The sequence below is a fragment of the Streptomyces sp. NPDC087420 genome (genome assembly GCF_044744165.1).
Lineage (GTDB): Bacteria > Actinomycetota > Actinomycetes > Streptomycetales > Streptomycetaceae > Streptomyces.
The window spans coordinates 451,390-466,600 of the sequence record NZ_JBIUXU010000006.1; the positions used below are offsets into that span (position 1 = coordinate 451,390).

Consider the following 15,211-nt stretch of genomic DNA (forward strand, 5'->3'; position numbering starts at 1 on the left):
GCTTTCTGATCCGGCCACCCGAGGGACGATCCTGTGACAAGACTGATCGGAGAGGCGCGCCGGCGTACGCGGCGCTGGCTGGCCATCGTGGGACTGCTGCGCCATGTACCCCCGGGCACCCGGGCGTTGACGCTGTCGCTCAACGTCGTGCTCGGTCTGCTGCCGATCACGTTCGTGGTCGCCATGAGCGTGCTGCTCGAACGGGTGCCGCGCGCGGTCGGCGGCGAGGACGCCGGCTCCTGGGCCGCTCTGCTGACCGTCCTGGTCATCGCGGGTGTCGCCTTCGGTGTACAGCAGGCCCTGCTGCCCTTCCAGGCGGCGGCCGGTGAGCTGGTCGTCCGCCAGGTCGACCAGCGCTGCCGCGGCGAGCTGATGCGCGCGGCCCTGGCGGACGCGCCTGCCATGGCGCTCGACGACCAGCGTCTGCTGGACCGGCTCGACGTGGCGCGCGAGGCCTTCGACCGCGCGTCCGCCTCACCGGGCGACGCGGCGGCGGGCGGTCTGGCCCTGGTCGCGCGGTACATCCAACTCATCGGCGCCGTGGCGCTGGTGGGCTACGCGCTGGGCCCGGCCGCCGCCGTCGTGATCGGCGCGACGGCCATGGTCATCCGGTTCGGCCAGCGAGGCTCCCTCGGCACGTTCGGCGACTTCTACGACGGACTCACCGCCGGGAAGCGCAAGGCGACGTACATCAGGGACCTCGCGACCGGCACCCACGCGGCCAAGGAGATCCGGCTGCTCGGACTGATCGACTGGATGCGCGCCCGGCACCGGCGCGACACCATGGCGTACCTGGAAGCCATGTGGCAGGGCAGACGGCGGCTGCTGGGCCGGCCGTTTGTCGTGCTCGCCCTCGTCGGCCTGGCCGGCGCGTCCGTCGTCGTCACGCGGACGGCCTTCGCCGGCGCGGGCGGCGGGCTGAACCTGCTGGACCTGGGGATCGCCCTCCAGGCCGTCCTCATCCTGATGCGCTTCGGCGTGTACTTCCCCGAGAGCGACGTGCAGACGCAGTACGGGCTGATCGCGCTCGACTCGATGCGGGCCTTCCGCGACGGCGCGCGCTCGCTGCCCGCCCTCGCGCCGAGCCGGTCGCTCCCGGCCGGCGAACTGCCCCGCCGCTCCATCCGGTTCGAGAACGTCGGCTTCCGCTACCACCCCGGCGGTCCCGCCGTCATCGACGGCCTCGACCTGGAACTGCCCGTCGGCAGGTCCACCGCCGTGGTCGGCCTCAACGGCGCGGGCAAGACCACCCTGGTCAAGCTCCTCACCCGGCTGTACGACCCCACCGAAGGCAGGATCACGGTCGACGGCCACCCCCTGACGGACATCGAGGTGCGTGACTGGCAACAGCGGCTCGCCGTGATCTTCCAGGACTACGTACGCTACGAACTCAGCGCCGCGGACAACATCTCCCTGGGCGCACCCCGGATGGAGGCCACCGACGAGGCGATCCGTGAGGCCGCCCGGCGCGCGAGCGCCGAGGACGTCCTGGACCGCCTTCCCGACGGTCTGCGCACGGTCCTGTCACGCCAGTACAGCGGAGGGTACGACCTCTCCGGCGGGCAGTGGCAGAGGATCGGCCTCGCACGGGCCCTGTACGCCGTGCGGGCGGGCGCCTCGGTGATGGTCCTCGACGAACCGACCGCGCAGCTCGACGTACGCGCCGAAGTCGAGTTCTTCGACCAGTTCCTCGATCTCACCCGTGACCTGACCACCGTGATCATCTCGCACCGTTTCTCGACCGTGCGCCGCGCCGACCAGATCGTCGTCCTCGAACACGGGCGCGTCGCGGAGCGCGGCACCCACGACCAACTGGTCGCGGCCGGCGGGCGGTACGCCGAGATGTTCCGCCTCCAGGCGGAGCGGTTCACCGACGAGAACGAGACCCCGGCACCGAAGACGATGACGGACGTGGCCCCATGAGAAACCTCACCCATACCGCTCGCTGGCTGCTCACGATCGCCTGGAGCACCGACCGCCGCCGGTTCCTCAAAGCGGTCGTCCTGCTGTCGATCGGCTATCTCGCGCCCCCGGCCATCGCGCTCAGCCTGCGCGCGTTCACCGACCACCTCCTCGCCGACGACCTGTCCACCGCGCTCGTCATCGGCGGCGTGGTCGCCCTGGCGCTCGTCGCCGAACTGATGATGGGGCACTTCGCCCACCTCTACTACTTCGAACTCGGCGAACAGGCCGAGTGGCGGATCAACTCGGAACTGATCAGCCACACCAACGGCACCGACGGCGTGGAGCACCTCGACAGCTCCGAGTTCGCCGACACCATGATCCTCGTACGCGAGGAGATCCAGAAGATGCGGGCCTACATCGAGGCCCTGCTCCAGATCGCCGCACTCACGGTGCAACTCGCCCTGACCACCGCGATCCTGGGCTCCCTCGAACCATGGCTGCTGTTGCTGCCCGTCGGCGCCCTGGCCCCCGTCGTCATGGGCCGGTACGCACAACGGAGGGTCGACCACGGGAAGGCGGTGGCGGCCGAGCACAACCGCCGGGCCCGCCACCTCCTGCACGTCGCCACCTCGTCCCAATCCGCCAAGGAGGCGCGGCTGTTCGGCGCGGAGGACGCCCTGGTCCGGCTGCACGACCGCAGTTGGGAGCAGGCCACGGCACGCATCGGGCGCGGCCAGCTGTCCGGCGCCGCGCTGCGCGCCCTCGGCCAGATCGCCTTCACCCTCACCTGTTTCGCCGCCATCTACCTCGTCCTCCGCAGAGCGGCCGACGGCGCCGTCACCATCGGTGACGTGGTCCTGGTGATCACCGTCGCCGTACAGATCAACGGGCAGGTCGCGGCCGCCCTGAGCATGCTCTCCACCCTCCAGACCGCGGGCCATACCGTACGCCGCCTCGAAGCCCTGCGGTCCTGGCCGACCCGTTCGTCCGTGAGCCGCCCCGTCACCGCCTCCGTGCCCGAGCGCTTGCACCGCGGCATCCGGCTCGAAGGGGTCACGTTCACCTATCCAGGGACCGACCGGCCGGTGCTGCGGGACATCACTCTCGACCTGCCGGCCGGCCGCACCGTCGCGCTGGTCGGCGAGAACGGCGCGGGCAAGAGCACCCTCGTCAAGCTGCTGTGCGGGCTGTACCAGCCGACCTCCGGCCGCATCCTGGTCGACGGCGTGGACCTCAAGGACGTGTCCCCGCGGGAGTGGAAGGCGAGGGTGTCGACGCTGTTCCAGGACTTCGCGCGCTTCGAGTTGACCCTGCGCGAGAACGTGGGCGTGGGCGACCTCGCACGGCTCGACGACGACGGGGCGCTCCTGTCGGCCGTGGAGAAGGCCGGGGCCGGAGGTGTCCTGCGGCGGGTCCCCGACGGGCTCGACGGACCGCTCGGGCGCGGCTACACCGACGGCGCCGAACTCTCCGGCGGCCAGTGGCAGTCGCTCGGCCTGGCACGCGCGGCGCTGCGTGAGCACCCGCTGCTCCAGGTCCTCGACGAACCGGCCTCCGCCCTCGACGCGACAGCCGAACACGCCGTGTTCGAGCGGTACGCCGGTTCGGCGCGGGAGGTGGGCAGCCGGGGAGGCGTCACGCTGTTCGTGTCGCACCGTTTCTCCACTGTTCTGATGGCCGATCAGATCGTTGTCCTGGAAGGCGGATCGGTCGTGCAGAGCGGAGCCCACGCCGAACTCCTCGCCCTGGAGGGCCTCTACGCGGATCTGTTCTCCCTGCAAGCGCGTAGCTACCGCTGACACTCCGGGAACCAGAGAGCGGCGGGCCGTCCCCACGGCCCGCCGCTCCTGCGCTTTCATCCTCTCCCGTACGGGCAGGCCTTATGCCGCCGGTACGAGTGGTGCCCGCGCCATTCCCGCGCGTACGGCGTCGAGCAGCAGCGGCGTGAGCACCGCCCCCACGGCCGGCAGCCAGCGGGACGGTACGACCCGGCGGATCGCGCCCGGCCCCAGCGTGGCCAGCGCGGCGGTGGCCACCGGCCCGGTGAGATCCAGGGAGGCGCCGCGTTGTCCCTCCAGCTCCGCGGCGAGGAAGCCGAGCAGGTACGAGACGATCCACACTTCCGTGAGGACGACCTCACTGACGCGGTCGGTGAGGAACTCACGTTCGGGCCGGCGTGCGAGCGAGTCCCTCAGCTCGGTGACCAACTCGTCCTGAGTGACGCCCTGTTTGAGCAGGAAGGCACGGGCCGAGCTGCGCATCCGGCCGTCCACCGTGGACGGGTCGGGGACACAGGCGTCGGAGTACTGTCCCCAGAAGTCGTAGTACGGGACGGTGCCGAGCCCGGTCAGGACCGAGTGCGTGGTGGGCGCGGAACCCGGATCCACGGGATTCGCCGGCATCAGGCAGGCGGCCGTGCGTGCCCCGTGGACGTTGTTGCCGACCAGGCTGACGGCGTTGTCGTGGTCGACCAGGTTCGCCACCGGCATCAGCGTCCGGATCCCGCGATCCGTCAGGTAGTTGAGGAGTGCCACGTCGTCGGGTTCGCCCTCGGCCGCCTTCGCCAGGACGTACTCCTCGAATCCTTCGGCCAGTTCGCGTGGCAGGACGAGCGCCACACAGGGGATGTAGTCGTCGACGACCGGTGTCAGGTCGCAGCCGTGCATCGCGGCGATGCGCAGCGCGTACGAGGTCCGCGAGCCCCACTCGGTGAACAGGCTGAGTGCCGCGTCGGGGTGGGCCTCGATCAGCGCGTGGAGCCGCTCCAGGAAGTCCTCGGTGGGCAGGGCGTCGTCCTGGAGGACCAGATGATGCGTGGCCTCCGGGTCGACGGCCGCCCACGCCAGACGGGCGCTGCGCAGGCTGCTCGGCGGGCCGTCGGGTTCGGGGTCGAGGGCGACCCGCACGTTCAGCTCGGGAAAGCGGGCGGCGAGGGCGTGCGCCGCGTCGGCTCGTTTCGGGTGGCTCATCACGGCGGCGGACAGCCGTATGCGGGATGCGGTCAACGTCAGCTCCAGGGGTCGGTGAGAGGTGTCGGCGGCAGGGGGAGCGGCGACAGAGAGATCGGTGACAGACGGATCAGCGACAGACGGATCAGCGACGGAGGGACCGGTGACAGGGCGGTCAGTGGGAGGACGCGGCGGCCGACGGCATGATCTTGAGCGAGACGCGCTCCGCCTCCCGCCGAATCGCCGCCCGGTAGCGCTCGCCCAACCGTGCGACCGGCGGCAGGAGATGGCACGCGTCGGCGCTGCCGTCCGCGTACGGCAGCGCGAACCCGGCCAGCGGGAGCACCTCGACCCGGGACCGTGCGCCGAGCCCGAACAGCGCCTCCACCTCGGGATCGTCGATGTCGGACGCGCCGCCCGGTGCCGGGGTGCTCAGCAGCGCGCCGACGGCGAGGACGCGGGAGCCGTCGACCGTACCGGCGACCACGCCGAGATGCCGTCCGGCGCCGGCTTCGGCCAACTCCCCCTCGACCGAGGGGTAGAGCCGGTCGGCCTCCAGCCAGCCACCGAAGGCGAGGGCCAACTCCAGTTCGAGACGGGGCCACTTGGCAAGGTAGTACCGGTTGGTGAGCGTCGCCGACTGGTCCTGTGCGCCGAAGTCGCGCCGGTGCGGCAGGTGGATGCCGTACACGTCCTGCGCCAGCAGGATCGGCGTACCGGTCAGGGAGATGCGCAGGCCCCACTCCTGGTCCTCCGCGCCCCAGCCGAGGAAGCCCTCGTCCAGCAGGAGCCCGTGCCGGCGGACGGTGTCCGTGGGCAGGGCCATGAAGCCGGTACGGACGAAGGCCCAGGGGAACCGCGCGAAGGCGGACGCGTACGCGGGGGACCACCGGGGGTCGAGCTGCGAGCGGTCCGCGCTCCCGAGGTTCGCGAAGGCCTTGCGACAGGCTTCGTACGGCTGGACCGCGACCATGTCGACGTCGTCGTCGATGACCGCGTCGTAACCGAAGACCTGACCCTGGACGCAGACGTTCTGCCCGTGCTGGAAGTGCCGTTCCCACAGGTTCCGCAAGGCCTCGGGGGCCAGCGCCACATCGGCGTCGAGCACCACGACCACCCGGCCGGTCGCGTGCCGGATGCCGAGGTTGCGGGCCCGGCTGGTGTTCCACTCGCCGGTGGTCAGCACGGAGACGACGCGGAGCCGGTCGGTGAACTCCCGGCACAGCGCGACGTATTGGGGGTCGTACTCCATCACGCCGACAACAACCTCGAACTCGGCCGGACCCAGGGTCTGCTCAGTGAGTGAGGTGAACACCGATCTGATGTTCGCCAGCCGCTGTTTGTACGGGATCACGATGCTGAACTTCACGTCGGTCACTGCTTCTCCTTGCGGGGCGAACGAGGCGGAGTCGCGGCCGGGGACACGCCTCGGACGCACGCGACACCCAGACGTTTGGCACTATGTGGCAATTGATATTGCCAATCCAGGCAACAGTATGTCAACCTGCTGCGCGGGCCGGCTGGGCCCGAGGGGGGAGGAGGCGGTGTGCGCCGTCACATGAAGAGGGACGAGAACGCGACGTTACGTACCGCCCTGGCGGCCGCGTCCGAGGACCGCGTCATTTTCGATCTCGCGGGCATCGAGGAGCGCTACGCGTCCCTGGTGCGCGAACTGCCCGGCGTGTCCGTCCGGTTCGCCATGAAGGCCTGCCCCGTGGACGAGGTGCTCGACCGCCTCGCGGAACGGGGCGCGGGGTTCGACGCGGCGAGCCCCCAGGAAATAGCGCAGGTGCTCAGAACCGGCGTGCCGGCCGGCGCCGTGCACTACGGCAACACGGTCAAGTCCGACCGGAACATCGCCGACGCGTACCGGCTCGGCATCAGGAATTTCGCGACCGACAGCCTGGAGGACGTGACGGCGATCGCGCTCCACGCACCTGGCGCCCGGGTGTTCTGCCGACTGGCCACGCAGGGCGACGGCGCGTTGTGGGGACTCGGCCGGAAGTTCGGCTGCTCGGAATCCGACGCGGTACGGGTGCTGGAAGCGGCGCGGTCGTCGGGCCTCACCCCGGCGGGCCTGTCCGTCCACGTCGGCTCGCAACAGATGACGGCCGAAGCCTGGCGCAACGCCTTCGACAGCCTCGCCGACGTGCTCGCCGCTCTGAACCGCCGAGGCATCCTCCCGGACCACGTCAACCTCGGCGGAGGCCTGCCGGCGCTCGGCTGCGCCGACAGGACCGGCACACCGCTGGATCCCCCGATGGACAAGATATTCGCCACGATCCGGGAGGGGATCCAACACCTGGAAGAGGTGTCGGCCGCCCCGCTGGACTTCGTCATCGAACCGGGACGCCATCTGGTGGCCGACCACGGGGCGATCAGGGCCCATGTGTCCCGGCTCTCGGCGAGGGAGCAGCCGAACGGCGAACGTGAATACTGGCTGTATCTGAGCTGCGGGAAGTTCAACGGCCTGTACGAGATGGACGAGCTCCAGTACCGCCTCGAATTCCCCACGCACACCGAGCCGGTGCCGGAACGGGTCCCGGCGATCATCGCCGGCCCCACGTGCGACAGCGACGACGCGTACGCCCCGGAGGGCAGGCCGGTACGGGTCCCCGAAGGGCTGGCCTCCGGAGACCCGGTCTGGATCTTCGGCTGCGGCGCGTACGCCGTCAGCTACATGACCCGGGGGTTCAACGGCTTCGACCCGCTTCCGTGCGCCTTCGCCTGACGGTACGGCGACCGGATCACGCGGACCGGCCGGCTCACACGGTGTGGTGGGACAGGGCCAGGTGCGGATCCGGGGCGCCCGGCGCGGGGGCCGGGTCGGCGTGCACGAGGGCCGCGACGAGTTTGGGTACGGCGTGCAGCAGCGCGTGTTCGGCCTCGACGGCCACCTGGTGGGCGTCGCGCACGGTGAGGTCGGGGTCGACGACGATGGCGACCTCGGCGCGCAGCCGGTGGCCGATCCACCGCATGCGCAGTTCCCCCACGGCCCGCACCCCCGGCACCTGGACGAGGGCCCGTTCGGCGGTGTCGACGAGCTCGGGGTCCACGGCGTCCATCACGCGCCGGAAGACCTCCCGGCCGGCGTCGCGCAGCACGAGGAGGATGGCGGCGGTGATGGCCAGGCCCACGACGGGGTCGGCGAGCCGCCAGCCGAGGGCGGCGCCGCCGGCGCCGAGCAGGACGGCGAGCGAGGTGAATCCGTCGGTACGGGCGTGCAGTCCGTCGGCGACCAGGGCGGCCGAGCCGATCTCGCGGCCCACGCGGATGCGGTAGCGCGCCACCCACTCGTTCCCGAGGAAACCGACCACGGCCGCCACCGCGACGGCGGGCAGGTAGCTGAGGTCCTGCGGGTTCGCCAGGCGGTCGATCGCGGTCCAGGCGGCGAAGACGGCGGAGGCGGCGATGGTGAGCACGATGACGATGCCGGCGAGATCCTCGGCCCGTCCGTAGCCGTACGTGAAGCGGCGGTCGGCGGCGCGCCGTCCAAGGATGAAGGCGACACCCAGCGGCAGCGCGGTCAGGGCGTCCGCGGTGTTGTGGACCGTGTCGCCGAGCAGGGCGACCGAGCCGGAGAGCACGACAACTACCGCCTGCGCCGCCGCCGTGACGCCCAGGATCGCGAGCGAGATCCACAAAGCCCGCATGCCCTTGGCGGAGGACTCCAGGGCGGCATCGACCTTGTCGGCGCTTCGGTGCGAGTGCGGCTTGACGACGTGTCCGGCCCGGTGGCGCCAGCGGTCCCACCGGCTCGCGGCGCTGACACGACCGTGCTCGTGTCCATGTCCGTGCCCGGCCTGCTCGTCATGGCCGTGCCGGTGGTCGTGCTGGTGGCCGTGGTCGTGCTGTGGGGGGCGCTCGTGCGGGTGGGTGTGTCCGTGCTGATCGCTCACGAAACCGGCCTTCCGACGCGGGACAGAGGTGGACACGCGAACGTGCCCAGCCCCACTATGTGCGTATGAGCGCACGCATGCACCTATCACCTGCGCACGATGCGCACCCGCGAGACCCGGGCGCCGAACAGTTCGCGCTCGCGGCGGAGGTCCTGGGGCTGCTCGCCGACCGCACCCGCCTCACGCTGCTCCACGCCCTGACCTCGGGCGAGGCGGACGTCACCAGCCTCACGGCGGTGTGCGACGTGGCGCGCCCGGCGGTCAGCCAGCATCTGGCCAAGCTGCGCCTGGCGGGGCTGGTGTCCGTACGGAGGGAGGGCCGCCGCATGGTCTACGGGCTGTCCGACGGGCATCTGCGGCGGGTCATCGAGGAGGCGCTGAGCCTGGCGGACCACCGTCTGAGCGGCGCCGCACCGCACGACTGACACAGCCGTACGTCCCACTGGCGCAGCCGTATGCCCCGTGGCAAAGGGGAGCCCCGGCCGAGGCGGGGGACCTGGGCCGGGGCGGGAACCCTGGCCGGTACGGGGGATGCCGGCCAGGGTGGTCATGAGGTGTGGGTCCGGAGAGGCGGTCGCCTTCGCGGCGAAAGGCTCCATGGGGCTTCAGCCGAACGATCTTCCCCATGGGCTATTGGTGAGGCCCGGGGACACTGTCCCCTCCGTACCCACGTATAGATGAACGGCGAACCAATACGGGATGTTCCCCGGGCTTTCCGTGCGTCCTGTGAGCTGTGCCACCGCACTTTCCGATCGGGTGGATCCGGGCCCTTCTACTATGGGCCTGTAGCCGGTGGGAGTGGAGTGAGTGGTGGACAACGAAGGTCCGGGACGTGCCGTCAGGGGCCGGCCGCGGAGCGAGCGGGCGCGGGCCGCTGTTCTGGACGCCGCTTCCCACCTGTTGGTGACCGGCGGCATCGACGCGGTGACGATGGAGGCCATCGCCGCCCGTGCCAAGGTCAGCAAGGGGACCCTCTACAAATGGTGGCCGTCTCGCGCGCACGTGATGCTGGAGAGTTTTTTCAGCCTGGCGAAGAGCACCATCGTGGTCGACGAGGGCGCCTCGCTCCAGGACGTACTGACCTTCCATCTGGCGTCGCTGTCGGACCTGTTCCGGGACACGGCGGCGGGGCCGTTGATGGGGGACCTGGTGGCGGCGGGGCAGGCCGACCCGGAGATCCGTGCGGCGCTCGACGACGAGTGGCTGCGTCCGCGCCGCCAGGTGGGGGCGCGTCTGCTGCGGGAGGCCGTGGAGCGAGGGGAACTGGACCCCCGGATCGACGTGGCGGCCGCGGTCGATCAGCTCTTCGCCCCTGTCTACTACCGGCTGTTGATGGGTCACGAACCCCTGGACGAAGCGCTGGCGGCGACGCTGGTCAGGCAACTGCTGGACGGGGTACGGAGTTCACGGCCCCCGGCGGCGGAGACGGAGACGCCGTAAGGGTCGTGGCGCGCGGCGCGTGGCCTCCCGGTCGACCGGGCGGTCAGGACGCGGCTTCGGTACGCCGTTGGCGGAGGGTGGAGACGGTCCAGACGGCCAGCCCGACCACGGGGAGCGCGGCGCCGAAGAGGGTGACGCCCGTCCAGCCGTGGCCGTCGTGCAGGATGCCCGCGATTCCGGAACCCGCCGCCCCGCCGAGAAAGACGGAGCCCATGAAGACCGTGTTGACGCGGGCACGGGCGTCGGCCCGCAGCCCGAATATCTCCCGTTGGCTGAACACCTGGTGACTCTGGACGGCGAAGTCCAGCAGGACACCGGCCAGCGCCAGCAGGATCAGGCTGCCCGCTCCGAGGCAGGCCAGCACCAGCGCGCCCGCGGCCAGCACCAGGGCCAGACCGCTGCCGACACGGGCATGACCCCGGTCGCTGAGCCGGCCCGCCAGCGGGGCGGCCGCCGCGCCCGCGGCGCCCACCAGCGCGAACGCGCCGATCCCGACCTGGCCGAGGTGGTGGCGGGTGATCAGTTCGAACGCCACGGACGTCCAGAAGCAACTGAACGCGCCGAACATCAGCGCCTGGATCACGGCACGACGCCGCAGCGCGGGCTCCTCCCGGACGAGGTGGCCGAGTGAGAGCAGCAGCTTCGGATAGCTGCCGCTGTGGACCGGACGCCGCTCGGGGAGCATGCGGACCAGCAGGACCGACAGGGCGACCATGAGAACGGCGGAGATCAGGTAGATGGCCCGCCAGCCCCAGGCGGCGGCGACCAGGCTGGAGACCGTACGGGCCAGGAGGATGCCCAGCAGCAGACCGCTCATCACCGTCCCGACGAACTTCCCGCGCTCCCGCTCGGGCGCCAGGTGCACGCCGAACGACACGAGTATCTGGGCGACCACCGAGGTGGTCCCGACCAGCACCGACGCCGCCAGGAACACACCGAAGTACGGCGACAGGCCGGCCGCCACCAGGGCCGCCGCCGTCACCAGCAAGGTGCGCGAGGCCAGCGCCCGGTTCTCCAGCAGGTCCCCGAGGGGCAGCAGGAGCACCAGGCCGAGGGCGTACCCGAGCTGGGTGAGGGTGACCACCAGCGCGGTGCTGCCCGCGCTGACGCCGAAGGTCGAGGCGATGGGGGACAGGAGGGGCTGCGCGTAGTAGATGTTCGCCACGGTCACGCCGCAGGCGAAGGCGAGGAGCAGCACCACACGGCGCAGCCGGGCGGGCGGCAGCGTGCCGTCGGACGCCGGTGCCGGTGCCGGTGACGGTGACGTGGGCGTAGGCCTGGGTGATTTCTCCTGCGCGCCGGACGGTCGGGGGACGCGGGACAGGCGCGGCACGTCCGGGGGCGGGCTGCCCGCGCCAGGTTCCTCCAGGCATTTCCGGCTGTGATCCATCGGGCCCTCTCATCCACGCGTCCCGTGTCCGTTCCCGTCGGGCATGTTCCCCGGGAATCGCACGCCTAATTTCTGGACGTCGCGTTCACTATATATCCCGGGGCAGGGGTGACGGGCCGACGGTGGGGACGGCGGTGGGGATGAGGGTGGGGCGGCCGCGGCGCGATGGTGGCCCGGACGGCGCTGATTCAGCCGGGCCGGCTCGTCGCGGCCGGTGCGGCGGCGCCGCAGAGCGCGGCGGCGCCGCACAGGGCGGACTCGGGGCGGATGGGCACGCCGTTCGTGCGCAGCACGTCACGGACCTCGAGGATCAGCGGGAAGACCTCTTGGTTCCAGTCCTCGCCCTGCTCGTTCCAGGCTCGCTGCTCGGCCTCGACCGCCATCCGGTCCTCGGCGAACACCCGCTCGGTGAAGCGCCGGATGAACGGCCAGGCCAGCCGGAGCGCCCCCGGGACCGGCGGCTTCTCGATCATGAGCAGGCCGTAGACGTGGTTGGTGCGCTGCTCGGCGTCCTCCGGTACGTAAGCCACCCAGAGGGAGAACGCGGGAAGGTCGGCCTTCTCGGGGACCACCTGGAGGGTCTGGTACGGATAGTCGGTACGGACCGTGACGACGTCGGGGGAACTGGAGCCTCCGAACCCCTCGGCCGCGAGCAGACCGGCACCCGGGTCCTTCTTCCCGCCCGAGGGCGTGAACAGATACCGCGCCTCGACAAATCGCGGACCGGACTCGGACCCGAGGAGTTTCGGCTGGATCCGGCCGAGAACACCCCGGTGAAGGAATTGGTGGTTCATGTCGAGCAAATTCTCGTGCATGAACGAGTAGTGGCACTGCACGGTGCGCGAGAACGTCATCGTCCGGTGCCGGGTCGAATGGAATTCCGGCAGCTCGGGCATGGGTGTGGTGGCCGCCTTCTCCGGGTCGCCGGGAAAGACGAAGACAAATCCGTACGCCTCGCGGACCGGATAGGCGCGCACACCGCGCGGCGGCCGGGCGACACCCTTGGGCAGATAGGGGATCTGCGAGAGGTGACCGTTCCCGCGATAGGACCAGGCGTGATAGCAGCAGCGGAGAGCCTCCCCCTCCACCACGCCCATGCTCAGCGGCACCTGGCGGTGGGCACACCGGTCCTCCAGTGCGTAGACCGTGCCGCTCGCGCCCCGGTACAGCGCGATCCGCTCACCGGCGAACGTGGCGGCGAACGCCTTGTTCTTCCGGACGCTCCGGGAGACGGCGACGGGATACCAGAAATTCGGATTGATCCCGGTGCGCCGAAGGTCGGTCACGGCTTCGGAACGGAATTCAGGCACGTCGTACGGGTCACTCACCGACCCGGCCGTGAATGCCCCGTCCTTCGCGGGCTGCGCCTCGGTCATGCGCTTCTCCCTTGCACGCGGATCATCGATTCATCGGACAACGCTTACCACGGCTCCTGGGGGCGAGCGAGCGCAGTGAGAAGGGCTGTCAGGGCCCCGGTCACCGCCTCCGTCACCCGGGCGGGGGCACGGGTCCCGCCGGATCCGTACGGCCGTCACCGTCCGTGACAGCCCGGCCGCGCGGGGCCCCGACGCGCCCCGGATCCGCCGGTCGGCGGCGCCGGTCCCGCGACTCCGGCCGTGTCGGACCCCGGATGGTGTCCATGTGCGGGTGCGAAGTGTGAAGCTGGGAGGAGAGCAAACCGACCGGTGTGAAAGGCGGTGGGGGCAATGGTGTCTCCCCTGATGGTCGCTGTCGACGGATCCCCGTCCAGCCTCGAAGCGGTGGACTGGGCCGCGGACGAAGCGGCCAGGCAGGATGTGCCGCTGCGTATCGTCCACGGTGTGGTGCAGGCCAACCGCCCGGAGCCTCAGGAGGACGAGGCCCTCCCCTTCGCCCCGCCGCAGACCCGCGAACAGGCGGTGGAAGAGGGCGACGAGGTCGTCGCGGCGGCGGCCGAACGAGTGAGGCGGCGGGCTCCCGGCGTGAAGGTGACCGCCGAGGTGTTGCCCGGCGAGGCGGTGAACGCCCTGCTCGGCGAGAGCGCGGGAGCGCTCGCCTTGGTCCTCGGGCACCGGGGCCGCGGCGCGCTCACCGGACTCCTGCTGGGCTCGGTGGGCCTTGAGGTGGCCGGACGGGCCGAGTGTCCCGTGGTCATCATCCGGGGCGAGAAGTCGAACATCGCCGGCGAGTTCGGCCGGGTTGTCCTCGGCGTACGCGAGACGGACGACGCGCCCGCGGCGGCGGAGTTCGCGTTCCGGGAGGCCGAGGCGAGGAACTGCGAACTGCACGCCGTACACGCGTGGCACCTCCAGTCCGGCCAGGACGAAGCGATGAAGGACGGCATTCCCTGCGGCCCGATGATGTTCGCGGCGAAGGAGCACCTGGAGGAGACGCTGAAGGGGCCCGCCGCCCGCCACCCCGGAGTGAAGGTCATCAGCCAGGAGGCGTACTGCGGCTCCGCGCGGGACGGTCTCCTGCGAGCGGCGGCCTCCGCCGACCTGCTTGTTGTCGGCTCGCGACGCCTCCAGCGCGCGTTCGGCCTCCAGCTGGGCCCGGTCAGCCACGGCGCGCTGCACCACGCCCCCTGCCCGGTGGCGATCATCCCCCAGCCTTCCTGAGGTGGACGCGGGCCGATGGATGTAGTGGCCATTTGTTCTTCTGATTTTCACTCAGGTACGGCGGACGGGGGGCCGGACCGCTCCTAGGGTTTGCGGCGCCCCAACACCCCACAGGGGCAAGCCACTTCCCCGAGGAGAGCCATGAGCGCATCCAAGGCCCGCAGGAGCAGACGACTTTCCCTCACCGCGCTGGCCGGGGCCGCCGGCCTCGCCGCCGCCTCGCTCGGCCTCTGGGCGGCGACCGGATCCACCGCCCAGGCGGCGGCGCTTCCGGCCCCCGACCACGTCGTGGTCGTCGTCATGGAGAACCACGCCTACAGCCAGGTCGTCGGCAGCTCCGGCGCGCCGTACCTCAACAACACGCTGAAGGCCGGCGGCGCCACCCTCACCCAGTCCTTCGGTCTCACCCACCCGAGCGAGCCGAACTACTACATGCTCTTCTCGGGCTCCAACCAGGGCCGTACCGACGACGGTTGTGTCAAGGTCGGCTCCCTCTCCGCCCCCAACCTCGCCTCCGAGCTGATCGGGGCGGGCAAGACGTGGGCGAGTTACAACGAGTCGCTGCCCAGCCAGGGTTCGACCACGTGCGGCAGCGGCGACTACGCGCAGAAGCACAACCCGTGGTTCGGCTTCTCCAACGTGCCCACCAGCACGGCGAAGACGATGACGCAGTTCCCCACCGACTACACCACCCTGCCGAAGGTCTCCTTCGTGGTGCCGAACCTGTGCAGCGACATGCACGACTGCTCGGTCTCCACCGGTGACACCTGGATCAAGAACAAGCTGGGCGCCTACGCCTCCTGGGCGAAGACCCATAACAGCATGCTGGTGGTCACCTTCGACGAGGACAACAAGCTGTCGGGCAACCGCATCCCCACCCTCTTCTACGGACAGCACGTCACCCCCGGCAGCTCCGTGGCCACCACCTACAACCACTACAACGTGCTCCGCACCCTGGAGGACCTGGCCGGCCTCACCGCCCACGCCGGCAACGCCGCCTCGGCCTCCGCCGTCACGGGTATCTGGAACTGA

12 protein-coding genes are annotated in these 15,211 nt (G+C 70.8%); 7 read left to right on the plus strand and 5 right to left on the minus strand.

Going from position 1 to position 15,211, the window contains the following annotated elements; translation table 11 throughout:
- Window positions 1–33: 33 nt before the first annotated feature.
- Both ACIO1C_RS15145 and ACIO1C_RS15150 read left to right on the plus strand, forming a co-directional pair.
- Window positions 34–1,923, plus strand: coding sequence for an ABC transporter ATP-binding protein (locus ACIO1C_RS15145; protein ID WP_401863030.1), 1,890 nt, complete (start codon window positions 34–36; stop codon window positions 1,921–1,923).
- A complete protein-coding gene (locus ACIO1C_RS15150; RefSeq protein WP_401863033.1) occupies window positions 1,920–3,704 on the plus strand; it encodes an ABC transporter ATP-binding protein in 1,785 nt (594 codons plus the stop codon). Before ACIO1C_RS15145 ends, ACIO1C_RS15150 begins: the two co-directional genes overlap by 4 nt.
- An 81-nt stretch (window positions 3,705–3,785) precedes the next feature.
- Here the strand turns inward: ACIO1C_RS15150 and ACIO1C_RS15155 are convergent, their stop codons facing one another.
- Both ACIO1C_RS15155 and ACIO1C_RS15160 read right to left on the minus strand, forming a co-directional pair.
- Complete coding sequence (locus ACIO1C_RS15155; RefSeq protein ID WP_401863036.1) at window positions 3,786–4,910, minus strand: hypothetical protein; 1,125 nt, start codon at window positions 4,908–4,910, stop codon at window positions 3,786–3,788.
- Between the two features lie 118 nt (window positions 4,911–5,028).
- Window positions 5,029–6,231, minus strand: a complete 1,203-nt coding sequence (locus ACIO1C_RS15160) for a glycosyltransferase family 2 protein (RefSeq protein WP_401863038.1) — start codon at window positions 6,229–6,231, stop codon at window positions 5,029–5,031.
- 180 nt (window positions 6,232–6,411) lie between these two features.
- On the opposite strand from ACIO1C_RS15160, the gene ACIO1C_RS15165 reads away from it, so the two are divergent.
- Entirely contained in the window at window positions 6,412–7,584 is a 1,173-nt protein-coding gene (locus ACIO1C_RS15165; protein WP_401863216.1) for a type III PLP-dependent enzyme, read from the plus strand.
- Between the two features lie 34 nt (window positions 7,585–7,618).
- Here ACIO1C_RS15165 and ACIO1C_RS15170 read toward each other — a convergent pair whose 3' ends face one another.
- On the minus strand, window positions 7,619–8,752 hold the full coding sequence (locus ACIO1C_RS15170; RefSeq protein WP_401863040.1) for a cation diffusion facilitator family transporter: 1,134 nt from the start codon (window positions 8,750–8,752) through the stop codon (window positions 7,619–7,621).
- A gap of 77 nt (window positions 8,753–8,829) precedes the next feature.
- Between ACIO1C_RS15170 and ACIO1C_RS15175 the strand changes: the two genes are divergently transcribed.
- Entirely contained in the window at window positions 8,830–9,177 is a 348-nt protein-coding gene (locus ACIO1C_RS15175; protein ID WP_401863043.1) for an ArsR/SmtB family transcription factor, read from the plus strand.
- A 385-nt stretch (window positions 9,178–9,562) separates the two neighbouring features.
- A complete protein-coding gene (locus ACIO1C_RS15180; protein ID WP_401863046.1) occupies window positions 9,563–10,192 on the plus strand; it encodes a TetR/AcrR family transcriptional regulator in 630 nt (209 codons plus the stop codon).
- A 43-nt stretch (window positions 10,193–10,235) separates the two neighbouring features.
- Here ACIO1C_RS15180 and ACIO1C_RS15185 read toward each other — a convergent pair whose 3' ends face one another.
- Entirely contained in the window at window positions 10,236–11,582 is a 1,347-nt protein-coding gene (locus ACIO1C_RS15185) for an MFS transporter (protein WP_401863048.1), read from the minus strand.
- A gap of 188 nt (window positions 11,583–11,770) precedes the next feature.
- Window positions 11,771–12,958, minus strand: coding sequence for a Rieske 2Fe-2S domain-containing protein (locus tag ACIO1C_RS15190; protein ID WP_401863051.1), 1,188 nt, complete (start codon window positions 12,956–12,958; stop codon window positions 11,771–11,773).
- A 330-nt stretch (window positions 12,959–13,288) separates the two neighbouring features.
- On the opposite strand from ACIO1C_RS15190, the gene ACIO1C_RS15195 reads away from it, so the two are divergent.
- Window positions 13,289–14,179 (plus strand): universal stress protein, encoded by an 891-nt coding sequence (locus tag ACIO1C_RS15195; protein WP_401863054.1) that lies wholly within the window; start codon window positions 13,289–13,291, stop codon window positions 14,177–14,179.
- A 141-nt stretch (window positions 14,180–14,320) separates the two neighbouring features.
- On the plus strand, window positions 14,321–15,211 hold the full coding sequence (locus tag ACIO1C_RS15200; RefSeq protein WP_401863055.1) for an alkaline phosphatase family protein: 891 nt from the start codon (window positions 14,321–14,323) through the stop codon (window positions 15,209–15,211).

What these genes read in the sequence shown, in the direction of transcription:
- ACIO1C_RS15150 (WP_401863033.1), top strand. Translation starts at nt 1,920, where the DNA reads ATGAGAAACCTCACCCATACCGCTCGCTGGCTGCTCACGATCGCCTGG.
- ACIO1C_RS15165 (WP_401863216.1), top strand. Translation starts at nt 6,412, where the DNA reads ATGAAGAGGGACGAGAACGCGACGTTACGTACCGCCCTGGCGGCCGCG.
- ACIO1C_RS15175 (WP_401863043.1), top strand. Translation starts at nt 8,830, where the DNA reads ATGCACCTATCACCTGCGCACGATGCGCACCCGCGAGACCCGGGCGCC.
- ACIO1C_RS15185 (WP_401863048.1), bottom strand. Translation starts at nt 11,582, where the DNA reads ATGGATCACAGCCGGAAATGCCTGGAGGAACCTGGCGCGGGCAGCCCG.
- ACIO1C_RS15190 (WP_401863051.1), bottom strand. Translation starts at nt 12,958, where the DNA reads ATGACCGAGGCGCAGCCCGCGAAGGACGGGGCATTCACGGCCGGGTCG.
- ACIO1C_RS15195 (WP_401863054.1), top strand. Translation starts at nt 13,289, where the DNA reads ATGGTGTCTCCCCTGATGGTCGCTGTCGACGGATCCCCGTCCAGCCTC.
- ACIO1C_RS15200 (WP_401863055.1), top strand. Translation starts at nt 14,321, where the DNA reads ATGAGCGCATCCAAGGCCCGCAGGAGCAGACGACTTTCCCTCACCGCG.